This window comes from Victivallis lenta (genome assembly GCF_009695545.1).
Classification (GTDB): domain Bacteria; phylum Verrucomicrobiota; class Lentisphaeria; order Victivallales; family Victivallaceae; genus Victivallis; species Victivallis lenta.
Window position 1 is genome coordinate 42863 of the sequence record NZ_VUNS01000007.1, and the last position, 23088, is coordinate 65950.

At 62.4% G+C, this 23088-nt stretch carries 20 protein-coding genes; 11 read left to right on the top strand and 9 right to left on the bottom strand.

All coding sequences use genetic code 11. The features are described 5' to 3' along the window. Positions 1 to 23: 23 nt before the first annotated feature. The 4 genes from FYJ85_RS08330 to FYJ85_RS08345 all read left to right on the top strand — a co-directional run bounded on the left by FYJ85_RS08330 (position 24) and on the right by FYJ85_RS08345 (position 2022). On the top strand, positions 24 to 410 hold the full coding sequence (locus tag FYJ85_RS08330) for a (deoxy)nucleoside triphosphate pyrophosphohydrolase (protein WP_106055734.1): 387 nt from the start codon (positions 24 to 26) through the stop codon (positions 408 to 410). Positions 411 to 495: 85 nt separating this feature from the next. Then, positions 496 to 1083, top strand: a complete 588-nt coding sequence (locus FYJ85_RS08335; protein ID WP_106053644.1) for a sigma-70 family RNA polymerase sigma factor — start codon at positions 496 to 498, stop codon at positions 1081 to 1083. Continuing rightward, positions 1080 to 1439 carry a hypothetical protein gene (locus FYJ85_RS08340; protein ID WP_106053643.1) on the top strand — a complete coding sequence of 120 codons (360 nt, stop codon included), beginning with the start codon at positions 1080 to 1082 and terminating at the stop codon, positions 1437 to 1439. Before FYJ85_RS08335 ends, FYJ85_RS08340 begins: the two co-directional genes overlap by 4 nt. A gap of 1 nt (position 1440) precedes the next feature. Beyond that, positions 1441 to 2022, top strand: coding sequence for a hypothetical protein (locus FYJ85_RS08345; protein ID WP_106053642.1), 582 nt, complete (start codon positions 1441 to 1443; stop codon positions 2020 to 2022). A gap of 99 nt (positions 2023 to 2121) precedes the next feature. Here FYJ85_RS08345 and FYJ85_RS08350 read toward each other — a convergent pair whose 3' ends face one another. Together FYJ85_RS08350 and FYJ85_RS08355 are read right to left on the bottom strand one after the other, a co-directional pair. Continuing rightward, complete coding sequence (locus tag FYJ85_RS08350; protein WP_154417831.1) at positions 2122 to 4047, bottom strand: FAD-dependent oxidoreductase; 1926 nt, start codon at positions 4045 to 4047, stop codon at positions 2122 to 2124. Between the two features lie 23 nt (positions 4048 to 4070). Further along, positions 4071 to 4844 (bottom strand): IclR family transcriptional regulator, encoded by a 774-nt coding sequence (locus FYJ85_RS08355; RefSeq protein ID WP_106053640.1) that lies wholly within the window; start codon positions 4842 to 4844, stop codon positions 4071 to 4073. A 210-nt stretch (positions 4845 to 5054) separates the two neighbouring features. On the opposite strand from FYJ85_RS08355, the gene FYJ85_RS08360 reads away from it, so the two are divergent. Together FYJ85_RS08360 and FYJ85_RS08365 are read left to right on the top strand one after the other, a co-directional pair. After that, positions 5055 to 5957 carry a GIN domain-containing protein gene (locus FYJ85_RS08360; RefSeq protein WP_206213048.1) on the top strand — a complete coding sequence of 301 codons (903 nt, stop codon included), beginning with the start codon at positions 5055 to 5057 and terminating at the stop codon, positions 5955 to 5957. 90 nt (positions 5958 to 6047) lie between these two features. After that, on the top strand, positions 6048 to 7220 hold the full coding sequence (locus tag FYJ85_RS08365) for an AGE family epimerase/isomerase (RefSeq protein ID WP_177995213.1): 1173 nt from the start codon (positions 6048 to 6050) through the stop codon (positions 7218 to 7220). Between the two features lie 38 nt (positions 7221 to 7258). On the opposite strand, the gene FYJ85_RS08370 is transcribed toward FYJ85_RS08365, so the two are convergent. After that, positions 7259 to 8380 (bottom strand): uroporphyrinogen decarboxylase/cobalamine-independent methonine synthase family protein, encoded by a 1122-nt coding sequence (locus tag FYJ85_RS08370; protein ID WP_106053637.1) that lies wholly within the window; start codon positions 8378 to 8380, stop codon positions 7259 to 7261. An 85-nt stretch (positions 8381 to 8465) separates the two neighbouring features. On the opposite strand from FYJ85_RS08370, the gene FYJ85_RS08375 reads away from it, so the two are divergent. Further along, positions 8466 to 9314, top strand: coding sequence for a helix-turn-helix domain-containing protein (locus FYJ85_RS08375; protein ID WP_154417839.1), 849 nt, complete (start codon positions 8466 to 8468; stop codon positions 9312 to 9314). Here FYJ85_RS08375 and FYJ85_RS08380 read toward each other — a convergent pair. From FYJ85_RS08380 to FYJ85_RS08400, 5 genes are all read right to left on the bottom strand, one after another. Beyond that, positions 9306 to 10391: a hypothetical protein gene (locus tag FYJ85_RS08380; protein WP_154417841.1), complete on the bottom strand. Its 1086-nt coding sequence runs from the start codon at positions 10389 to 10391 to the stop codon at positions 9306 to 9308. The genes FYJ85_RS08375 and FYJ85_RS08380 overlap by 9 nt on opposite strands. A 391-nt stretch (positions 10392 to 10782) precedes the next feature. Next, positions 10783 to 11283 carry an acetolactate synthase small subunit gene (ilvN, locus tag FYJ85_RS08385; RefSeq protein WP_338116699.1) on the bottom strand — a complete coding sequence of 167 codons (501 nt, stop codon included), beginning with the start codon at positions 11281 to 11283 and terminating at the stop codon, positions 10783 to 10785. A 290-nt stretch (positions 11284 to 11573) separates the two neighbouring features. Beyond that, the gene (locus FYJ85_RS08390) at positions 11574 to 13481 is read right to left on the bottom strand and encodes a glycoside hydrolase family 5 protein (RefSeq protein WP_154417843.1); all 1908 of its coding nucleotides are present in this window, start codon (positions 13479 to 13481) and stop codon (positions 11574 to 11576) included. A gap of 22 nt (positions 13482 to 13503) precedes the next feature. Further along, positions 13504 to 15441, bottom strand: a complete 1938-nt coding sequence (locus FYJ85_RS08395; protein ID WP_206213049.1) for a cellulase family glycosylhydrolase — start codon at positions 15439 to 15441, stop codon at positions 13504 to 13506. A 119-nt stretch (positions 15442 to 15560) separates the two neighbouring features. Further along, positions 15561 to 16910: an ADP-ribosylglycohydrolase family protein gene (locus FYJ85_RS08400; protein ID WP_206213050.1), complete on the bottom strand. Its 1350-nt coding sequence runs from the start codon at positions 16908 to 16910 to the stop codon at positions 15561 to 15563. A 123-nt stretch (positions 16911 to 17033) separates the two neighbouring features. Between FYJ85_RS08400 and FYJ85_RS08405 the strand changes: the two genes are divergently transcribed. From FYJ85_RS08405 to FYJ85_RS08420, 4 genes are all read left to right on the top strand, one after another. Beyond that, positions 17034 to 17924, top strand: coding sequence for an AraC family transcriptional regulator (locus FYJ85_RS08405; RefSeq protein ID WP_206213051.1), 891 nt, complete (start codon positions 17034 to 17036; stop codon positions 17922 to 17924). Beyond that, positions 17921 to 18997 carry a coproporphyrinogen-III oxidase family protein gene (locus FYJ85_RS08410; protein WP_154417851.1) on the top strand — a complete coding sequence of 359 codons (1077 nt, stop codon included), beginning with the start codon at positions 17921 to 17923 and terminating at the stop codon, positions 18995 to 18997. The genes FYJ85_RS08405 and FYJ85_RS08410 overlap by 4 nt, the downstream gene beginning before the upstream one ends. Beyond that, a complete protein-coding gene (truA, locus tag FYJ85_RS08415; RefSeq protein WP_106053622.1) occupies positions 18994 to 19818 on the top strand; it encodes a tRNA pseudouridine(38-40) synthase TruA in 825 nt (274 codons plus the stop codon). Before FYJ85_RS08410 ends, truA begins: the two co-directional genes overlap by 4 nt. A 73-nt stretch (positions 19819 to 19891) precedes the next feature. Beyond that, positions 19892 to 21931 carry an ATP-dependent helicase gene (locus tag FYJ85_RS08420; RefSeq protein ID WP_154417853.1) on the top strand — a complete coding sequence of 680 codons (2040 nt, stop codon included), beginning with the start codon at positions 19892 to 19894 and terminating at the stop codon, positions 21929 to 21931. Positions 21932 to 22054: 123 nt separating this feature from the next. Here FYJ85_RS08420 and FYJ85_RS08425 read toward each other — a convergent pair whose 3' ends face one another. After that, entirely contained in the window at positions 22055 to 22981 is a 927-nt protein-coding gene (locus FYJ85_RS08425; RefSeq protein ID WP_106053620.1) for a helix-turn-helix domain-containing protein, read from the bottom strand. Between the last annotated feature and the right edge of the window lie 107 nt (positions 22982 to 23088).

Consider the following 23088-nt stretch of genomic DNA (forward strand, 5'->3'; position numbering starts at 1 on the left):
AATGACAGAGAATGGTGGGAAAAATGAAAAAGACGATTGAGGTCGCTGCCGCCGTGATCCGGCGGGACGGCAGGGTGCTGCTTTCGACGCGTCCGGAGGACAAGCCGCCGGCCGGCCGCGAATTCCCGGGCGGCAAGCTCGAGCCCGGCGAGACGCTGAAGCAGGCCGCCGAGCGGGAGCTGCGGGAGGAGCTCGGCGTCGGCGTCGTGGCGCTCGACGAGCTGTTCCGGATCACGCATGAGACGGAACACGCCGTGATCCGTCTCCGGTTCATCCGCACGGTTCTGCCGGAGGGGGAGGCGGTGACGCCGCTGGAGGGACAGAGTTTCGGCTGGTTCGATTTGAAGGAGCCGATGCCTCCGGATCTGCTTGCGCCGGACCGTCCGGTCTGGGAGTTTCTCGCTGAATGACGGGGTTTCCGCATTTTTTTCGGTCTGCGGTACAATTTTTACGTGCGGCATTGCGTTATATGGATAAGACAAGGGCCAATACAGCATGAAAGAGAGAGAGTTCGATGCCGGCGACGGCGAATTGATCGCCGCATTCGTCCGAGGCGACGAGAAGGCGTTCGAGCAGCTCTACGGCAGGTACAAGCGGCAGCTGTACGGTTTTTTGAACAATCTGATCACGGACAATCCGGCGGAAGTCGATGAAGTGTTTGAAGAGACCTGGCTGCGGGTGCTCGACAAGCTGCCGGGCTACCGCGACGAAGGCAGGTTCAGCGCCTGGCTGTTCCGCATCGGCCGGAATATCTTTATCGACCGGCTGCGGAAAAACCGGAATGCGTTTGCCGCGCTGAACCTCGACGCCGAGGAGGCGCCGGCGCTGCCGGGCCCGGCTTCGCTGGAGCCGGACCAGGAACTTGAGCTCGGTGAAGTCGGCAGCGTAATCGCCGAAGCCGTCGGGAAACTGCCGGTCGAACAGCGCGAGGTGTTCCTGCTGCGGCAGCAGGAGCTCGCATTCAAGGAGATCGCGGAGATACAGGGCTGCTCGATCAACACCGTTCTCGGACGGATGCAGTACGCGATGAAAAGTTTAAGACGGTTGATCCTGGAAATCGACCGGGGAGGGATAGTGACATGAAAAATCGGTTTGAAACACTGAGGGCGCGCGAAGTGCCCGAGGCGCTGGACCGCAGAATCATGGCGGCCGCGGCGCAAAGGGCCGGGGCCATCCGGTTCCGGCGTACGCTGGTCCGCTGCTTCCTGAGTACCGGCGCCGCGGCTGCGGCGCTTCTGGTCGCCGGAACGGTTTTCCTGCTGCCCGAAGCGAACCGCGAAACTCCGGCCGTGCCGACCAAGTCGGTGAAGAGCGAGCTGATGGCCTTGAACGACTGGTCGGCTCTCGAACAGGAGTCGTACAACTTGAGCTTTGAACTTTATTCGGGGCGGCAGTCGGTGGCGGAGCTTGCGAATGTCAGGATTCAGGAGGGATATTGAGATGAGCATGAAATATCTGTTGGCCGGTCTGGCCGCCTTCGCTTTCTGTGCCGGGCTTTATGCCGGTCCGCCGGCGGGAGGTCCGCCGCCGCCTCCGCCGGACGGGGTTGACGGGCCTCCGCCCCCGCCTTCGCGGGAGCAGCGCGGCTTCGGGCCCGCGGTCTGGCGCGCCTTCTCCCGGCTGACCGAGGAGCAGCGGCAGGAGCTGCTGAAGCTTCAGGTCTCCGACGCGGAACAGTTCCGCACGAAAATGCGGGAGCTCGGCGAAGCGCTGCGGAAAGAGGAGAAGGCGGGTTTTGAAGCGCTGCTGAAGCTGGCCGAGAAGTGCCGCGCCGCCACCGATGAAAAGGAGAAGGCCGCGCTGAAACAGGAGATCGTCGGCCGCATCCGCACGCACTATATGGAGCGCCTTGAAGACAACAAGCGGCAGCTCGAAGAGATGAAACGCCGCACGGCGCGTCTCGAGGAGGAGCTTCGCAAGCGCGAGGCCAACGCCGAAGAGGTGATCAAGGCGCGGGCCGAAGGACTGATCAGAGGCGAGCGGCCGGAGCCGGGCAAGCGCCCGCCGAAAGCAGGAAAGTAGCATTCGCCGCCCTTTCCCCGGAAGCTCCCGCCGTCCTTTGATATGCCGCGGGATCCGGAGGATGACGAAGTCCCCCCCTTCCGAATCCTCCGTCGTGTTTCACTTGCCCGTATGCCGGAACAGATGTTCCTTGTGCAGTCTGCGGATGTCCGCCCGGGTCTGTTCGCTGAGATTGTAGTGCTGTTCCCGTTCGTCATACCGGAAATGGCCGAGTTCCTTGAAGTGGTACGATTCCCATCTGCCGACCGAAGGACAGTCGAATTGTGTCGGAACCGGGATTCCCAACTGCATTTTTTCTTTCAGGCGGTCAAAATGCCGTTCATACACTCCGCGCGGCAGCACGTTCTGTTCCATGCAGACTTTTGCCGCCATGGCGGCGACTTCGCCGAGACATCCGAGTGTCCGCATGACGCGGGCTGACGAGAACGCCACGTGCGAGAGGCTGATCAGGCGTCCGCCGAGAAACAGGTTCTTCACGTCGCGTGCATAAAGACAACGATACGGAACTCCGCAACAGGATGGTATGCCGCGGTGATAGGCGCAGGAACGGAACGGTTCGCGGAACCGTTCCCGGTTCTCCGGTTCGGGGTAGTGCAGGTCGATCGACCATGAAATCGACGCCGTTCCGTCGGGGTGGCGGATTTCTTGTTCGATATCGTTCTGCGTCATGATATAGTCGCCGATGAAACGGCGGCTTTCCCGTTTGCCGCCGCATTTTGAGATCCAGTCGATCCGGCGGTTCGCCCATTCCTCCTTCCGTTTCGAATGGTTCTTCAGGAAGGACCAGTTGGCGAACGTGGTCATCAGAGAATAGTCGCGGATGTATTCGATCTCTTCGACCTGGTTGCGGTATTGCCCGGTTTCGGTTTCCCAGTCGCCGCCGGTCAGATAGTAACAGTTCTCCTCGCTGAATTCGATTCCCCAGTCGATATCGGGAAAGGAGACGGGCCGCTCCTCAAGCGCACTGGTCCAGAGCACGGATAGTCCCATGACTTCATTCGATGATTCGTCCGGCGCGAGCGACTCGCCGAATACGTTCCGTCCCTCGGTCCCATACAGGTACTTCGCTCCGGCCGCGGCGGCCAGAAAGCCGTCGCCCGTGCAGTCGGAGAAGAGCCGGCCCCGGTAACGGGTTTCGCGCCCGGAGACGGTGCTGCGCGTAACGACTGCCGTGATGAGCGCCGGATCGGCGGGATCGGTTTCCACGGAGACGACCCGTTCATTCAGCCGGAGCTCCGCTTCCCCGGCGCAATCATTCCGGAAGGCGTTGATTTTGCGCGTATCCTCATACCACTCTGCCGGCCTTGCGCCGGGCATGAGGTAGACCGGCGCGATTTCCCGGACCGTGTTGCCGATATTCGGGTAGGCGCCGATGTGCGTGCAGCCGCCGAGCGGAACGCGGACCTCCGAGCTGTTGCAGCCGCCGAGCACGGATTTATCCTGCAGCAGAAGGGATCTGAGTCCGAGCCGTGCCGCCGCGAGTGCGGTAACGGTTCCGGCGATGCCGCCGCCGGCGACGATCAGGTCGTATTCGCCGGGATCGTCGACGGCGGCGATCCCGTTTTTCTCCCGGCGGAACTGTTCCAGCGCGGTTCCGCCGTCCGGCGGGACATCATCGGGATCGGTGGAGAAATAGATCGCGTCGCAGCGCCCGTTGAATCCGGTGAGATCGTGCAGGGCAACGGAGTGCGTTCCGGCGGAAAGATGCAGGGACCCGGCTTTCTGCCACGCCCATTTTTCGCCGTTGGTGCCGAGGATTTCCGGCAGTTCGAAGCCGTCGATCCGAAGCGTGAAACGTCCGGCGGGAGTGCCGCGTTTCCAGACGGCGGTCCAGTCCCGTGTTCTCGCCCGGATGTGATAGACGGCGGATTCGGCGATTTCGATTTCCGTCACGGCGTCGGCGACAGGCGTGCCGATTCCGTGCGCCATCAGGTACGCGGAACCCATTTCATGCATCGCGGAGGGGTCGATCACCCAGCCGCCGGGGGCGCGAAACGATTCCGCTTCAAGAAACAGACTGCACATAAGACAAGTCTCCCGGTTGTTTATCAGATCAGCCGCTGCTGAATTTGCTCCGCTGCTTCTTTCACCATTTCTCCGCAGGATTTGAGGGCGGCTTCGTCGAGTCTCGATTCCGGGCCGCCGATCCAGATTGCGGCGACGGGGTATCCTTTCACATTGAGGATCGGCGCGCCCGCACAGCGCAGCTCCCGCAACTCCTCGCCGCGGTCGAAAGCGATTCCGGTCTGGCGGATTCTCCGCAATTCCGACTTCAACTTCGCGGCATTCCGGATGGTTTTATCCGTGAAGCCGGTGTAAGTGATCCGGCGGAGAAGCGCATCCCGCTCCCCGTCGGGCAGAAACGCGAGCATCGCTTTGGCGGGGGCGGCGGTGTGGAGCGGGTAGTGGTGGCCGATTCGCACCGAAACGCAGACCGCCCGGTTCGATTTCACCGATTCGATGACGACGCCCTCTCCGCCGTAGAGCACGCCGAGCATGGCGGTTTCGCCGGTCCGGTCGCGCAGGTCGCGCATCGGTCCGAGCGCATTTTCAAGGAGCGACGATTCGTCGATGCTCCGGTAGCCGAGCGTCAGCAGCTTGCGGCCGAGGCGGTAGCGGTCCTGTTCGCCGCGAACGACATAACCGAGCTCCGCCAGCGTTGCCAGCATGCGGTAAAGGCTTGCGGCCGGCAAACCGAGCGGAGCCATATCCGACATGGCGAGCCCGGCGGGATGTTCGGAAAGCAGTTCCAGAATCCGCATCCCGCGTTCGAGCGCCGGAACCATGTACGGTTTGGCTGACGGGTTTTCTCTCTTTTTCATATCAATCCGGTCTCCTTTTTTAAAATATCATATATGAAAATATATTTCAATAGTGAAAATATATTTTTTGATGAAATGATTTCCGGGGCGTGGAGGCGGATTTCTGTTTTTTCGTTCATATTTTTTATGCCGGGGTTGGGAAAATGCCGGCGGAATGCTATATTATTCCTGAATCCGGTGTTTCACGACATTCATGGAGGAGGTGGATTCATGGGAGTGTGTACAGGTTTCATCGTCAACCCGTTTCTGCTGGTTGCCATTGCGTTTCTGGCCGTCATCCTGATTTTGCTTTTCAGGCGCCGGATGGAGAAGGGGGAGACTCCGGCTCTCCCCATGTCCGCCGGTGAGACCGGGAAGAAAAGTCCTTCGGAGCCGCCCGCCGCGAAGCCGGCCGAGGTTCCGGCTGTCGTCGAAGAGGAGGTCGGCGGCGTTCCGGCCCTGCGGGAATATTCGTTTTCGAAGCTGAATTATCTGTCGGTCGCAGGCTGCTGGCAGGTGCATCTGCAGTGCCGCGCCGCCGCGAACCGCTGCCAGATCGGAATCGACCCCGCCTTCGCCCGGTTCGTGAAGGTCGAGAACAGCCGCGACGGCCTGCTGATCCGCTACACCGGCAAGAAACGGCCGGAGGAGCCGATGACCATCGAACTATCCTCGACCGGCGTTCCGGCGCAGGTCAAGGCGATCGGCCGCAACAGCATCTGGATCGATTCCGTCGAAGCGCCGAAGTTCGTCTGCAAAATCACCGACGGCGGCAAGCTTGAGGTGCCCGGCGCCAAGGTGGAAGAACTGGTCGTCAAACTGACCGGCAGCTGTCGCGCCGAGTGCGGCGGGGAGTTCGGCCTTGCTGAAATCGAGGTGTCCGGCGCCAGCAACGCGAAGCTGCGCGGTTCGATCCGCAAGCTCGAGGCGCGGCTCTCCGGTGCGTCGAAAGCCGAGGCGGTTCAGGTCGAAAAGGCCGAAATCGACGTTTCCGGCGCATCGAAGCTGAAGCTTGAGGTGACTGATAAGCTCGAAGGCGATCTGTCGGGCGGTTCATCCCTGAAATTCCGCGGCGAGGTCGATACTTCCGGCATCCGCATCTCCGGCAGTTCCCGGCTCAAAAGCTGGAACTGAATTTCCCGGCATCCGAAAAGAGGGGCATCCTTTTTTATCTGATAACTAAAATGATTTAACAAAACAATCGCAACTGAAATGGAGGTCGAAATGGACTGGCAACCGGTGATCGAACGATACGAGAATGAGCTGACGCGGAATGTGATTCCGTTCTGGGTGAAGAACTGCGTGGACCGCGAATACGGCGGCTACTTCACGATGCTGGACCGCGACGGTTCGGTCTACGATACGACCAAGTACATGTGGATGCAGTGGCGGATCGTCTATATGTTCGCGGAGCTCTATCGCAGGCGCTGCGGCGAGGGGCACCCGGAGTATCTCGAAATTGCGCGGCAGGGGTTTGACTTCCTGTTCGAGCACGGCCGCACCGGGGACGGCAGCTACTATTTTGCGCTGAATCGCGAGGGCGTCCCCGCCATGACGCCGTACAGCATCTTTTCGGATTGCTTTGCGGCGATGGGAGCCGCGGCGATGTTTGCCGCGACCGGTGAGGAGCGGTACCGGGACGAAGCCCGCTCCGCCATGCGGAGCTACATCCGGCGGCTGGATAACCCGAAGGGGCGCTGGAACAAGCTGCTGCCCGGAACTCCGGCGCGCCTTTCGCTCGGTTCCTTCATGATCCTCGCAAACCTCGGGTGCGTCATGAAGGAGTGCCTGGCGACCGGCGAGTTCGATGCCGAAACCGACCGGGCGGTCCGGACGGTCATGCGGATGTTCCACCACCCGGAGCTCAAGGTCCTGTTCGAGAACGTGAATCCGGACGGCAGCTTCGACCTCGACAGCTGCGAGGGGCGGTTCGTGAATCCGGGCCACGGCCTTGAATCGATGTGGTTCGTCCTGCAGTACGCGGAGCGGATCGGGGATGCGGAGCTCATCCGGCAGGCCTGCGACTATGTCGACGAGCTGTTCCGGTTCGGAACCGATCCCGAATACGGCGGCATTTTCTACTTCATGGACGCGCTCGGCAGGCCGCACCTCGAACTCCAGCACGACATGAAACTCTGGTGGCCGCACAACGAGGCGGCGATCGCGGCGCTGTTCGCCTTCAAGCTCAGCGGAGAGGAACGCTTCCTCACGCACTTCAAAACGGTCGATGCGTGGATGTGGAGCCATTTCCCGGACCCGGAATACGGCGAGTGGTTCGCCTATCTCGACCGCGCCGGCCGGCCGAACAATATGCTGAAGGGCGGCAAATGGAAGACCTTCTTCCACCTGCCGCGCTGCCTCATGAAGTCGTCCGAACTGATGCGCGCTATGCGGTAGGCGGCCGGGCGCCGGGCCGGCGGCAGTGCCGCCGGCTGTTATTTCAGACCGAACATCTTCTGCTTCAGATCGAGATAGTACAGATAGTCTTCCGGCCTGACGTTCGGCGGGCAGCGGTGGTCGCAGAACGGGATGTAGCCGCCGCGTTCGACGTACGGGACGAGGGTTTCGAGATAAGCCTTGATGGCGGCGGGGCCGTTGCCGAGCTGGATTTTGTCGACTCCGCCCATGATCCGGAGCGTGCCCGGATACCGGTCGAGCAGTTCGCCCGGATGCGAGCAGCCCATGACCTCGAACGGGAACAGGCAGTTGATGCCCCCCTCGATCAGATAGGGCAGGATGGGCCGCACGTCGCCGTCGCAGTCGGTGTACCAGAGATCGATGCCGTAGGCGTCGAGCTTACGGCGGATGCGCTTGTAGCGCGGGGTCACCACATCGCGGAAAAAGTCGACGGAGACGATCGGGCCGTTTTTGAAGCAGATGTCCTCCCATCCCGAGGCGTAGTCGAAATCGAAGTGCGGCAGCAGCCGGTCGAGTGAATCCTCCACCAGCTGGCAGCAGGTTTCGACCATGTCTTCGACCATATCCGGGTAGTCGTAGACGGCGTAGGCGAGTCCTTCGAAGGTCAGCATGTCGCGGATTTTGCCGATCATCGAGCCGCAGTCGATGCCGAGCGGATAGTCGCGGTCGGCCGGGTGCTGCCGCCTGAGGGCTTCGATGTCCGGAATCCGGGACGGATCGTCGCGCCGGAAGCGCTCCTCCTTGCAGCGTTTCCAGTCTTCCGGCGTGACGATGCTCGACTTCAGGTAGTGCGGAATCGTGTCGTGCCCGTCGGCCGGGACTTCGGCGAGCAGCCCGTCGTGGTTGATCATGATGTTGACGTCGTTTCTGCGTTCGATGATCTTCGTTTCGAACGGCGGAGACATCCAGGTCCGGCCATAGATGACGGCGATGGGGTCGAAGCTGAAGAAGCGGTCGGCCTCCTCGTTGTTGCGGATATTGTTTTCGACGAAGAGCGGCCACTCCCTGAAGTTTTCCTCCCAGTAGCCGAACTCCATGTTGAAGCAGCGGTCCACGCTCTGAAAGTGCATCTGGCGGTTGAAACGTTCCCGGCCGGTCATGGTGCCGGGCCACGGAGGGAGCAGCGGTTTGGTCGACATTGTCATTTTCTCCTTGATCGGAACTGTTCGAATTTGAAAATCAGGGTCAACGGTATTATTATACTCCCGGAACAGGGAGTTTGGAATGGATAATGATCGCTTTGACCTGTACGATCGTAATGCGGAGACTTCCCGCGTCTCCGCCTTTGCGCCGCGAATCCGGTTCGTGAATTACCGGGGGCTGGCCGGTATGGAGCTGCCGGTCTGGGGACGGCGGCGGCTGATCGACTACGAGCTGATCCTTTCGCTGCGGGGAGAGTTCGAGTATCTGGTGCACGACTCCGGGGAACGGGTGATCCAGCATCCGGGCGAGGTGTTGACCATCCGGCCCGGCGAGCTGCACACCTACCGGCTGCTCGGGGACCCCGAACGGGCGTTTTTCAGCTGCATTCATCTCGATTTCGAAGGCGCGGCCGGGGTGCCGGAGCCGCCGGCCCGGTGCACGGCGTTTTCCGTGCGGGAGGACGGTTATGCCGTGCATGAGCTGTTCCGTCGCGCCGATCAGCTGTTTCATCGCCCCGGCCGGTTTGCGCAGGAGCAGCTCTCCTGCGTCGGAAAGCTGATCTGGCTCTATCTGCTGGAGGAGGCGCGGAGCGGGGAGCAGAGCGAACGGCTTTCGGCCATGCTCGCTTATCTTGACGAGAACCTTCTGCGGCACCCGACCCGCAGCGATCTCGCGCGGAGTTTCCGCCTGACCCCGCAGCGAATCAATGCGATTTTCAAACGGGAGCTGGGCGTCTCCCCCGGCGAATACGTTCACCGGGAACTGGCGGAACGCGGCTACGCCCTGCTGCACGACGAACAGCTGAGCGTGAAGGAGGCCGCCGATCGTCTCGGATTTGAAAGCCCGTTCTACTTTTCACGGGTGTTCCGCAAGGTATTCGGCTTCTCTCCCGCGATGGTCCGGCGCGGCGGCGGAGCCGGGTCACTCTGAGGCCGGGACGGAATAGCGGCGCAGGAAATCGCGCAGCTCCGGCTCGCGCTCGGGGCCGATGCCGCCGCGCACGACGAACAGCTCGGGGCGGCCGACGGCGTCGATGAGCCGGGCGGCCGAATCGAAATCGCCGTCGATGTTGATCCAGATCCGCTTGCCGGCGTCGGCGACGGCGCGATAGACGTCGATCCACTCGTAATACGGCGTTTCCCCCGCGCCGGGAACCCATTGAATTCCGCCGAGTTCGGGGATCGACAGCAGCTGCGGCAGGTGCGGCAGTTCGCCCTTGCCGTCGAGGTGATAGAAGCTGCGGTCGAGCCTGCGGCAGCTTTCGGCGAGTTCCGGGAGGACGAATTCCGCGAACATCTCCGGCGAAATCATATAGCAGAAATCACACTGGAGCATGTAGAACGGCTTTCCGGAAAACATGCCGTCCCACGTGCTGTAACCGCGGTTGGCCGGCAGCAGGGCGTTGATGCGGCGGAAGGCTTCGAACCAGGCCGTGTGAATCTCCCGGGTCAGCCGCTTGATTTCGTCCGGCGAATCGTAGAGGGCGTAGAGCAGCCGCTCGCCGGGCAGCAGAGAACTGATGACGTCCAGTGCGCCGCCGAGGTCGGTGCAGCCGAGGTGGATCTTTCCGTTCCAGAGCCGGTCGGCGGCGCGACAGAGCTCTTCGATGCGGCGGAACCACGGCGAAGCGGGGTCGAACGCCGGGCGGATGCCGGCGGCGTCGCAGTTCTCCCAGCGTCCCGGCGTGAACCAGACCGTGTTTTCGCCGTTGTGCCCCTCGCCGCCGATCATTGCGGCAAGGACTCCGGGACCGAAATTCAGCCAGCAGGATGGATACGAGTCCGCGAGATACGTACAGCGTTTCAGGTACTCCTCCTGAACGGCCAGAATCTCCTCGGCCGGAACCGAGAAGTCGTACATCGACATGTAATGGAGCGGATACGCATCGACGGCCCCGGGCGGCGCTTCGATCCGGACATGGACCATCGGGCGGCGGAGTTCGCCACGCCACCACGCCTCCCAGTTCGCGGTGAGGCGGTTCCAGTCGAAACGGGCAAGGTCAGTCATGATTCGCATCCTTTCGTTTTTCATATTATACCCGATTTCGTCCGGCCTGTCTTGCCGTCATCTGTCGTCTATTGCTGCATATTGAGGTCGGGTGGACCGGAAAACTGCAGATCGCGGCGATTCGGCAGCATCAGCCGGAAGCCGGTTCCGCCGCTCTCGTACCGGTACGGATTCCCGGTTGCCGGTTCGGGCGGGAGCTCCGGTATCCGGCGGTGCTCCTTCGCCGTCCCCGCAGCGAATTCCGTGAGGCCGGGCAAGGCGCGGCAGGCCGGATAAGCGGGAATGATGACGGCAGCACAAGGGCCGGCAATGAAAAATACCGGAAGCGCATCAGCCGCCGCAGGTAAATTTTCATTCCCGGCCCCCGGGGTCCGGTTGCCCGGTCCGCGCGTCAGATTTTCTTGCAGCGGTTGATCGCCACGCGGCCGGACCGCGCCATTTCGACGATTCCGAAGTCGCGGACCATCTCGATGAAGTTGTCGAGCCGGTCCGAACGTCCCGCGATTTCGACGCCGATTTCGCCCTTGCTGACCGATACGATCGTGCCGTCGAAGATCTCGATCAGCTGGATCAGCTGCGTCTGCTTCTCGGGCGAATCGGTCCGGAGCTTGATAAGCGCCATCTCGCGCTCGACGAAGTGGCTGCCGGTCAGGTTTTCAACGGTGATCACATCGACGAGCTTGCGCAGCTGCTTGTCGATCTGTTCGAGAATCGCGCTGTCTCCGGTCGTGACGATCGTCATCTTCGAAAAACGCGGGTCTTCGGTCTCGTGGACGGTCAGGCTTGAGATATTGTAGCCGCGTCCGCTGAACAGCCCGGCGACCCGGGCGAGGACGCCGAATTTGTTCTCCACCAAAACCGATATCGTATGCTTTTCCGGCGTTTCCATCATGTCTGTCTCCCTCTCTGAATGGTCCTTTCTATAAGATGATGCCGGAAGCGGATTTTTTCAACTTTTTCCGGGGAAAAAACGGTGATTTCGCGGTTTGGCGCCGCCGGTCGGCGCGTGAATCTTTCCCGCTGTGAATACGCCGCGAGACTCTGGGGGGATGAAATGTCCCCTCGGGGCCCCATGACGGACCGGGCGGCCGTGTCGCCATGAATCACGATGCCGCCGCAAGCCCGGTCCCTTGATACGGAGTCCGCCGGGAACCGGCGTCAAAATACCGGGCTGCTGCCGGTTTACCGGTTCTTTTTCAGGAATTCGCGGACGATCCTGCCGCGTTCGGAGTCTCCGGTCGGCACCGGCTCCGGCATCCCCGGCATCCAGTACTCTCCGTCATGTTCGAGGCTCCAGCCCTGAAATTCCCGGAAGGCGTGGTAGCTCCACGACCAGCCGCGCTGTTCGAACAGTTCCATCACATCACGCAGATACTGTTCGCCGGAGCCTTCCGGCGCCCAGCGGACCACGCTGAACTCCCCGATGTAATACGGCACCGGATATCTGGCGACAAACTCGTCGACCGTTTTCAGGCTCGCGTCGAGCGCGGCTTTGTCGTACTGTTTTCCGTTGATCTCGCCCGGATAACGGATGTTGATCTTCTCCATCGCCTTGGCCAGATCGGTTCCGGCAATGTTCAGGATTCCCTGGTGCGTGAATTCGCCCGGCGTATAGAAGTGCGTGCTGTAAATCACCCGGTAGTCCGGCAGCGGATACATATTGTTCAGTCCGAAGGAGCCGCCGCCGGGGCCCGGCTCGTAGATGATCCAGACCTCGGGATCGATCGCCCGGATCGCCTTCAGCAGCTTGATCGCAAGCGGCCGCCACTCTTTCGGGGCATTCGGCAGCTGATTGCGGTCGAGCGGTTCGTTGTAGAGGTCATATCCCCAGATCGTCTCCCTGTACGGCTTCAGCCGTTCGGCCAGCGCGGTCCACAGCCTGATGAAATTCTTCTCGAGGTCGGGGTGCGTCCAGAGTTCGCTGTAATCGCCGCGAACGCCCGGAACCGGCGCCTGATGCAGGTCGACCGCGACCTTGAGCCCGTTGTCGCGCGCGATTTTCACCTTGTTTTCGACGTCGTCGAGAAACGCCGGCAGCGCCGACTCCCAGTCGCTTTTCCGCTGCTGCGCGAACCGGAGCGGAAAGAGCTGGAGCCGGATCATGTTGCCGCCCCATCTGCGGATATCCTTTGCGGTCTGGTCGTCGAACCGGCCGACCATGAAACCGCGCACAATTTCGGGATCGGGCCGGTTCGCCCGCAGCTTCGCCGCGTCGAGCTCGACCTTGTCGGGATCGTCCGCCAGCGGGATGAAGGCGAGCTCGCGGACTTCGCCGCGCCCCTTCGGCGCGTTGATCTGGATCGAGAGCGTGTATTTGCCGTTTCCTTCCGGCGTCGTGAACTTGACCGAGTCGGTGCGGAACGCATCGCCCGACAGATTCAGCTGGCAGAACGGTTTGCTCCAGCCCGGATGCAGCCGGACGATGACTTTGCCGCGCCCGGTTCCGGTCGCCAGATACTGCCGGTTCGGCTGAAGCGTGACGGTCTTGAAGATTTTGCTGTCCCAGTCGGTGCCGTCGATGACGGCCGTTCCGCCGGTGATTTCGAACGTCGCGCCTCTGGTATGTCCCCAGCCGGCCGCTTTTTCCGCCGCGAAATCGATTCGGACCTCTCCCGGAACCGGCGCGGCTTTCGGAGCGGGCTCCGCCACCGGCGTAAACACGAGATTTTTCACTTCGGCTTCGCCTTTATCGGAATTGACCTGAATCGAGAGCGTGTATTTGCCGTTTCCTGCCGGCGTCGTGAATTCGGTCGATCCGGTGTGGAACGCATCGCCCGAGAGGTCGAGCCGGGCGAACGCCCTGCTCCAGCCGACATGGAGCCGGACGACGACTTTGCCGCGTCCGGTTCCGGTCAGTTTATAGCGCAGGTCCGGCGTCAGAATAACCGATTTGAACGCCTTGCTGTCCCAGTTGGTGCCGTTCAGCGTCAGCACGCCGGAGTCGATCTTCAGTTCGGTGCCTTTGGTTTTGCCCCATTCCGCCGCCGTTTCCGCCGCGAAATCGATCGCAAGCTCCACCGGTACGGCGGCGAAGCCGAGCGTCGACGCCAGAAGCGCCGTAAGCGCGGCCCATCGGAATTTTGCTTTCATCCCTCTTTTCCTTTCACGCAAGCTATTTGTTGACGACCGGAGCCCTGAAGGCCTCTTTCATGACTTTGCCGCGGGCGCTCTCCCTGACCGGCTTCAGCGCCGCATCCTTGCGGACCACGCCGTCCTCGTGCTCGAGGCTCCAGCCCGGATATTCGCGGAAGGCGTGGTAGGTCCAGCTCCAGCCGTGGCGGTTGAAGATGCCGGTCACGTCCCGGAGATAGCGGACGGCGGAGTCGACCGGCGCCCAGGCGATCACGCTGAATTCGCCGACATAGATCGGCACCTTGTATTTCTCCTGGAACTCGATGACCGGCCGCAGCGATCTTTCCAGAGACGCCTCGTCGAACCGGATTCCGCCGATGAAGGCCGGATATTCGACGCCGGTCGACTCCTGCGCCCTGGCGAGCAGCCCCGGGTCCTGCAGCTGGGTCGCCGCAATGCCCTGATGCGTGAAGGCGCCGGGCTCGTAGAAATGGAGGCTGTAAATTACGCGCGAATCCGGCAGCGGTTTCAGGTCCTCGAAACCGCGCCAGCCGCCGCCGGGCCCGGTTTCGTAGATGATCCAGACATCCTTGTCGACTTCGCGGATCGCTTTCATGATGTTGACCGCCATCTGCCGCCATTCGACCGGCGCATACGGCAGCTGGCTGCGGCCGAGCGGCTCATTGTAGAGGTCGTACCCCCAGATCGTGCCGGCGTAAGGCTTCAACCGTTCCGCGATGCCGCGCCAGTAGCGTTTGAACCCCTCTTCGACGCCGGGGACCTCCCACATCTCCCTGCCGCCGAGTTCGCAGGGAACCTCGAAGGCGACCGGGATGACTTTGATTCCGGCGGCCTTCGCCTGTTTGACGGCCTCTTCAAGCCGGTCGAGAAAGACCGGATAGTTTTCCGGCGTCCAGGTCGGTTTCGGCCCGATTCCGTGCAGCTGGAGCCGCACCGCATTCGCTCCCCAGTCATTCGCCATGTCGTGAAACGCCCTGCCGTTGTCGAGCCGTCCGGACATGAAGCCGCGGACGACCGCCGGGGAGGGGCGGCTCCGGGCGAGCGCCCCGAGGTCTTCGAAGGTCTCGCCCGCGCTGCGCCGCCGGCGGTTTTCCTCGATCGCCGGACCGGGGCGGACCGGTTCGACCGGCTGCGCATCGGTCCGCACGACCTCCATCACACCGAACACCGACGGGTTGTTCCACGAGCTGTCGTTCCGGTCGAGCCCGCTCCAGGTGATTTTCTGATTGCGCGCCTTGCCGTCGTCATTGTTGTTGTAGCTGAGGTTGAAGCCGAAGGCGAGCCCGTCGAACGGCTTCAGGCGGAAATAGGCGTTGTCGAGCGGAATCGCAATTTCGACGCCCCATCCGCCTTCGACCGGAACCGGCCTGGCTTCGGCCGGAATCTTCCCTTCGGAGCGGAACGTCTTTCCGGCCGGGTCCGCGGCGGTGATGAAAAGCTGCATGCTCGAGTCGTCCGACCGCGTGTCGCGCGTGAAAAACGGGTCGAGGAACAGTTCGAAGCAGTCGCTGTTGTAGGCCGGGCGGAAACCGAAGTTGACATGGCTGTCCTTTGCGACCGCCAGCACGTAGAGCGTGTCGTCCGACACCGCCGCCTTGAAGTACGCTTCGAGACCGGGCGGCAGCGCCGCGTGGCTCGTGTTCAGGAACGACAGCTGCCCGACGGCCGGAATGTCGTTCCAGCTTTCGACGCTCCCCTGCATGCGTTTTTTCGGGGAGTAAAGCAGCGGATAGACGATGTTCTTTCCGGCGCGTTCGCGCAGCGTTCCGATCAGGTCCGGGCCGCACTTTGCCTCACCGCCCTTCCGCTTCAGCGCATCGTAACGCGCGGCGGCTCCGGCGGCGGCCTCCGCATAGGGTTGAAGCTCTTTTTCCGTCTCCGCCGCGGCGTTTGCGGCCGGCAGTGCGAGCAGCGCCGCGGCGACTCCCGCCAGAATCCGTCTCATCCGTGAAAGCATGGTCCGCCCCCTTTCCGAAAAGTGTGAGAGTATACGTTTCATCCCGTGCCGTGAAAAAGATAGCGCCGGACCCGACGCTTGTCAAGTCCGGCGCGCGCATCCGTTTCCGTTTTCCGGGGTTACCGGTTCGCGTTCACGCTTTTGTATGCCTGCAGGGTCCGCTCGGCGAGTGAAGCCATCGCCACGCACCGGAACTCTCCGAACTCGGCTTTGATCGTGTCGTTCAGCCGGGCGGCGAGCGTACCGCCGAAGTAGCGGCGCCCGGCGACGATGCCGGCGATCGCGCCGACCGTCGCGCCGTTGCAGTCGGTGTCGAGTCCGCCGGTGACGGCTTCGCAGACGCAGGCGTCCGGATTCATTTTCCCGTAGATCAGCGCGGCGGCGCAGAGCACGGCGTTGTTGATGGTGTGAACCGAGGACATCGTGCCGAATTCGTCATCCATATAGGCCATGAAGCTCTCCATCCCGTCATGCTTCGGAATTTCGGCGAGCGCTTTGCGCAGGGCGGCCGCGAGCCGGCAGTTGCGCGGAATCTCCCCGAGCCCGATCTCAACCAGACGGACCGGATCGCTTTCGACGAACGCCGCCGCCTCGACCGCGGCCATGAACATTTCGCCGTAGATGCCGTTTTTCACATGGGTCCACGACGCGTCGCGCCAGGCGAACTCCGCGGCGAGCTCCGGATTCCCGGCGCAGGCCCAGCCGAAGAAATCGGCGCGGATCTGTGCGCCGATCCATTCGCGGTACGGGTTGTTGAAGCAGCGGATGCGGTCGATGTCCCATGCCGGCTTGTTCTGCCGCCCGCCGCAGAGGTTGTAGTTCAGCGCGGCCTGGCACTCCGCCGTGCAGAGCTGCGCCATCGGAAACTGGTTCTCCCAGAGCCACGCGACGTCGCGCCAGGTGAAATCGCGCCCGTGCTTTTCAATGATCAGCAGGCCCATCAGCGTGTAGCGGATATCGTCGTCACTCTCCATATATTCGATGAAGCCGCGGCAGGATTGGCGGCAGCCGACTTTGTCCGAGAAACGGAAATAGTCCCGCAGCGGCCAGTCGCCGGTCGATTTCAGCAGCGCGCGGATGTCCTTCCAGCGTTCGCCGCCCATGCCCATGCATTCGACCGGCTTGCCGAGCGCGCAGCCGACCGAGCGGCCGAGCCAGGCGCCGTGGAATTTGTCGAGCAGCTCGTCGTCGGAGAGCCGGAGCTCCGGCAGCTTCCGCCGTTCCGGGCGGCAGGCGCGGATTTCATCGAGTCCGTTCGGCTCCTCGAACGGGAAGGCCGGGTCGCGGCGGCACGCTTCGAGTTTCGCATACAGTCCGGCGATGGCGGCCTCGTTCCACGCATCCTTCTCCGGGTCGAGTCCGTCGAACTCCGTCGTGAGCTCCGCCGGAATCAGGAACCCCTCCTCCTTCCGCTGATTGAGCTCTTCCCGGAGCAGGTCCCACGGCGAGGTATAACCGCTGATCAACATGATTCCACCTCTGTTTTTTTCATGATTTCCGAGCCGGGTCCGAAACTTTCTTCGAAATCGGCTCTGCCGTTTGCATTTTTTCAGATTGCTGGTACAATATAGATGGTGATAACGGGAAAATATATGCATCAAACATCAAAAAAAGAGCAGAAACCACCATTTCTGCCGCTTCAGCATGCTCCGATCACGCTGACCGGCGGGAATCTCTACGCCGTCAGCAGCGTTCCGGACTGCCAGACCGACCGGCCGATCACCTATCTGCACACGCACGATTCGGCCGAATTCGGCATCTGCCTCGAAGGGAACGGAGTTTTCATGATCGGCGGCCGGATCTTCCCGTTCCGCGGCGGCGACTGCACCTTCATTCCGGCCTGGCTGCCGCATCTCGCGCAGAGCGCGGCGCACACGGTCAGCCGCTGGTACTGGCTCTCTCTCGACACGGCCCGTCTGCTGGTCTGGGCGCCGGAGCTGGTCGACCTTGACTGCTTCCACGGCGAAGGGACGCCGAGTCTGTTTCCGGCGGAGACGCATCCGGAGGAGAACCGGCTTATCGCCGAGCTGTTCGATATCGTCCGTTCGCCCGACCGCGCCTACGTCGCCCGGCGGCTGTCGGCGGTGCTGGCACTGTTTTCGAGCGGACTGCATCGCCGTTTCCGGCCGGCCGGTGACGGCAACGGCCCCTGCATCGAACGGGTCCGGAAGGCGCTCGATCTGCTGTTCCGCAACTCTTCGAAGCCGCTCGCGGTGAAGAAACTGGCCGAAGCGTGCAGCCTCAGCGAGAATCAGTTCCGCCGCGTATTCTCGCGGGCGACCGGGCGAACCCCCCAGGAGTACCTGAACGAGCTGCGCATTGCGATGGCGGTGTCGCTGCTGCGCGGCGGAACGCTGACGCTTTCGGAGGTCGCTGCGGAGTGCGGCTACCCGACGCTGTCGAGTTTCAACCGGCAGTTCCGCCGCCAGCGCGGGAGTTCGCCGGGGCGTTTTCGCCGTTCGCTCGCCGGGGAGACGCCATGAACTATTATATCCATGTGCCGTTCTGTCGTTCGAAGTGCGGCTACTGCGCGTTCTATTCCGAGGCGGCGCCGGTGCCCGGTGCCGTCGACGCCTACCTGGACCGGCTCGAATTCCAGTTCGAACGGCTCGAACCGGCGGAGCCCTGCGAAACCGTCTACTTCGGCGGCGGCACGCCGACGCTGCTTTCGGAGATGCAGCTTGAACGGCTTTTTTCCATGACGGCGCGGGCGCTCCGGCCGGATTCGGAGACGGAGATCTCAATCGAGGCGAACCCCGAAACGCTGACCGTGCCGAAGATCGCCCTGCTCCGCTCTTTCGCCAGCCGGATCAGCCTCGGCGTACAGTCGTTCGACGCCCGTTTCCGCGCCATGCTCGGGCGCGACTGCGAGCAGGCCGCGCTTGAACGGGCGATCGAACGGGTCGCGGCGGCGCGCTTTCCGCATTGGAGCTGCGATCTGATTTACGCGATTCCGGGGCAGGGACCGGCGGATTTCGAGCGCGATCTCGCGCGTGCCGTCGCGCTCGGCATCGACCATCTGTCGTGTTACAGCCTGACGCCGGAAGAGGGAGCCCGCCTCGCGGATTCGCTGATTCCGGATGAGGACGACGCGGCGCGGATGTGGGAGCTCGCCGGGCGTTGCGGCCTCCCCCGTTACGAGATCAGCAACTATGCCGCCCCGGGCTGCGAATGCCGCCACAACCGGAACGTCTGGCGCGGCGGGCTCCTGACCGGGCTCGGCCCCGCCGCCGCCGGCTTCGACGGCACGGACCGGAAATCCGAACCCGCTTCGCTCGCCGGCTGGCTGCGCGGCGACCCGCCGGAGATCGACGCCATCGCTCCGGCGGAGCGGCTGAACGAGATCTTCGCCGTGAATCTGCGTACCGCTTCCGGCTGGACGCCGGAGCTCTGGGCGAAGGTCCCGAACGCGGACGCGTGGGACGCCCGCGTTGCCGCCGCCCGCCGCGCCGCCGCCGAAACTTTGCCGGAATGGTTTGACATTTCGCCGGAACGCATTACATTAAGCGACTCGGGATTGCTCTTTTGGAACACGGTGGCGGAAACGATTCTATGACCTCGCTTGAACAGACCTCTTACGAACCGTACAAACGGTATCTGCTGGAAATCGCCTACGACGGCGGCAATTACAGCGGCTGGCAGATCCAGCCGCACTGTCTCGCGGTGCAGGAGGTGCTGCAGGGGATTCTGAGTAAAATGTACGCGGGGCACCCGATCCACCTGATCGGCAGCAGCCGGACCGACGCCGGCGTCCATGCCCAGCGCTTCGCCGCCGGCTACCTGACTCCGAAGCGCCCGGACATTCCGCCGGACAAGATTCTGCGCGCGGTCAACCGCCAGCTTCCGGCCGACATCAAGCTCCGCACCGTGCGCGAAGTGCCGCTTGAATTCCACGCGCGCTACGACGCGCTCGGCAAGGCGTACACCTACGTCCTGAATCTCGGCGCGCCGTCGCCCTTCGCCGACCGCTACAGCTGGGTGCCGTATCACCGCATGGACGTCGATAAAATCCGGGCCGCGGCGCAGGTCCTGGTCGGCACGCACGACTATTCGAGCTTCGTCGTCGAGCGCAGCATGATCGACGAGGCGGTCCGCACGATCTACCGGATCGACGTCGAAACGATCGGGCAGTTCTGCTGCTGCACCTTCGTCGGCAACGGTTTTCTCTACAAGATGATCCGCTGCCTGATGGGGACGCTTGAGGCGGCCGGTTCCGGCAAGCTGAATCCGGAAGCGGTCCGGCGGATTCTCGAAGCGCGCGACCGGACGCAGGCGCCGGAGACTGCGCCGCCGCAGGGGCTTTTTCTGATGAAGGTGTTCTACACCCCCGAGGAGCGGGCCGCCTTCCGGCTCGAAGGGCTGCCGTTTTGTTTTTGAGTGCCGTTGTAAAACTCCTGTCCGGGTGGTATAGTATCCGGATGTTATTGTCATACTTTCAGGAGATTACAGAATGAGCGACTTCCTTTCGCAGCTGAACCCCGAACAGGCCGATGCCGCCGGCACCGTGAACGGGCCGGTTCTCGTGCTGGCCGGAGCCGGAACCGGCAAGACCCGGGTCATCACGTTCCGGATCGCCCATATGCTTTCGATCGGAATTCCCCCGGAGCAGATTCTCGGCATGACTTTCACGAACAAGGCGGCGCGCGAGATGCGCGAACGCCTTGCGCAGCTCGTCGACCCGAAGGTCGCGGCCCGGGTCACGCTCGGCACGTTCCACAGCTTCTGCATCCGGATTCTGCGCCGCGAAGCGAAGAAGCTCGGTTACCTGCCCGGCTTCACGATCGCCGACGACTCCGACCAGCAGGGGCTGCTGAAGCAGGCGGCCGGAGCGGCCGGGTGCAACACCCGCGAAGGATTCCCGCTCGCCGAGGTGCAGGCGATGATCGGCAAGTGGAAGAACAGACTGCTGTTTCCCGCCGATGCGAAACGCTTTGCCGACAACGGCTTCGAAGAGGCGTGCGCGACGATTTACGAGCACTATCAGGAGCTTCTCGAGTTGCAGAATTCTCTCGATTTCGACGATATGCTGCTTCTGGTGCACAAGCTGTTCAGCGATTTTCCCGATGTGCTGGCGCACTACCAGGACCGTTACCGCTATCTGCTGATCGACGAGTATCAGGACACGAACGCCGCGCAGTTCACGATCGTCAAGATGCTGATCGGCGAACGCCGCAACCTCTGCGTGGTCGGCGACGACGACCAGAGCATCTATTCGTGGCGCGGCGCGGACATCAGCAACATCCTCGAGTTCCCGCAGCATTTCCCGGGTGCGAAGGTGGTCAAGCTCGAGCAGAACTACCGCTCGACCTCGAGCATTCTCGATGCGGCGAACGCGGTCATCGGCTCGAACGAAAACCGCCACGACAAGAGACTCTGGTCCGACCTCGGCCGGGGCGAGAAGGTCAAGGTGATCAAGACCGCCGGAGGAGAGGCCGAAGCCGAATTCATCGCCGGCATGATCAGCCAGCTCAAGAATTCCGATCCGGCCGCGTCGTGGAAGGATTTCGCGATTCTGTACCGCTCGAACCACCTGTCGCGCGAGCTCGAACAGGCGCTGCGGCGGCAGCAGATTCCGTACCGGCTGGTCGGCGGGCAGGAGTTCTACAAGCGGCGCGAGATCAAGGACGCGGTCGCTTATCTGAAACTGCTTGTGAATCCGCATGACGACCAGAGCCTGCTGCGAATCCTCGGCACGCCTCCGCGCGGGCTCGCCGCCAAGGCGGTCGAGCAGCTGAAGATCGGCCGGGCCGTCTCGCACAAGCCGATGCTGGAGCAGCTCGGCGAGCCGGAGTTCCGGAAAAGCATGTCCGCCAAAGCCGCCGAAGCGGCGCTCGAGCTCTCCGAAGTGTTCCGGGAGTATGCGGAGAAGTTCACCGAGCCGGGGCAGCTCGCCGGGAAGATCGTCGGTTTCCTGCGCAGCGTCGGCTATCTCGACGGACTCCAGCGCATCTACAAGGACCTGAACGACGCGATGAAGCGGCGCGAAAACGTCGATGAGTTCATCAACGCGGTCGCCCAGTTCGAGGAGCGGCAGACGGAACCGCCGACGCTGGAAAATTACCTTGAGAGCTTCGCGCTGCTCGAGGAGAACGACCGGACCGATGACGAGGAGAACAACGGCGACGCGGTCACGCTTTCGACGGTTCACGCCTCGAAGGGGCTTGAATTCCCGATCGTTTTCTGCGTCGCGCTGGAGCGGAACATTTTTCCGCACGAACGCGCCGTCGAGGAGGGGTCGGTCGAGGAGGAGCTGCGGCTCTTTTACGTTGCGATCACGCGGGCGCGGCGTCAGCTTTACATCACGCGGGCGGCGCAGCGGATGCAGCGCGGCATGCTCAAGCCGAGTTTGCCCTCTCCGTTCCTCGAACTCCTGACCGGCGATGTGGCGGAGTTCCCGGCGGCGGACGAGCTGCTGCGCCCGGCTTCGGAGGATTCGGTCCGGCAGGCTTTCGCGGACATCTTCAAGATGCTGGACCGGAAGAACCGCTGACGGTTCCGCATTCCGTCGCTTCCCGGCATGCCGCCGCTGTGCGATGAAGGTATGGAAGGCGCTGCTGCCGATTATGGCTGTTCTGCCTGCCGGTCACATCGTATCGGCAGGCGCGGATATTTTTTATTCCATCGGCTCGGAAGCATCGTTGAGTCCGCCGGCCGTTGCGCTGCGCCGGCAGCTGCCCGGCGTACGGCCGTAGCGGCGGCGGAATACGCGCGAAAAATAGCCGGCGCCGGAAAATCCGACCCGGCAGGCCACATGTGAAATCGGCAGCTCGGTTGAGGTCAGCAGCCGCATCGCCTTTGCCAGACGGATTTCGGTGAGGCACTCCTTCGGCGTCCGCCCGGTCAGTTCCAGAAAGCAGCGTTCCAGCGAACGGACCGACATGCCGTGCTCCTTCGCCAGCTCCGAAATCTGAAGCGGTTCGCCCGACCGCTCCTCGAGCCGTCTGAACCACTGTCCGAGCCGCAGAAGCCCGTCGCCGTTCCCGGTTCCGGCGGAGGAGGCGAAGGCGCGCAGAATCAGGACGACCATCTGCATGAAGTATGCCTTGAGTGCAAACCCGCTGCACGCCTTCGGCTTCAACTGCTCCGCAAGCATGGCGTCGATGACCGTTTCGGCGTTCCGCATGGCCTCCGCGTCGAGCCGGAACCGGGGGCGGAACGAATCGGCCAGCTGCGGCGACAGCTCGAAAAAGACCAGATAACCCGGATCGCCGCGCAGCTCCGCGAACGGCATGCCGAGTTGCTCCGGCAGGAACAGGATGTTCACGATTTCGAGCCCGTCGAGGTCGCGGTAGCCGTGCAGGCAGCCGGGGCGCACGAGATAGAGGTCGCCGCGCGAGAGCGGATATTCGCCGTCTTCGGTCATGTGGAACCCGGAGCCGGAGAGTACCAGCACGAGTTCATGAAAATCGTGTTCGTGAACGAGATCGGCGTCGAGCAGGTATTTTTTCCGGATCACCCGGATACCGGGACCCGTTTCGTTGAAAATACTGCTCCGCGGCATCCGGTACGGATGGTTTCGCGTTCCCCGGCTGATTTTCATGGCTGCAACCCCTCTTTGTCGTAAAAATACTCTTTATTGTCGTATTTTTCAACTTATTTCCGGAAAAATCCGGTATAATATAATTGCAGGGCCTGCCGTGTGATTCA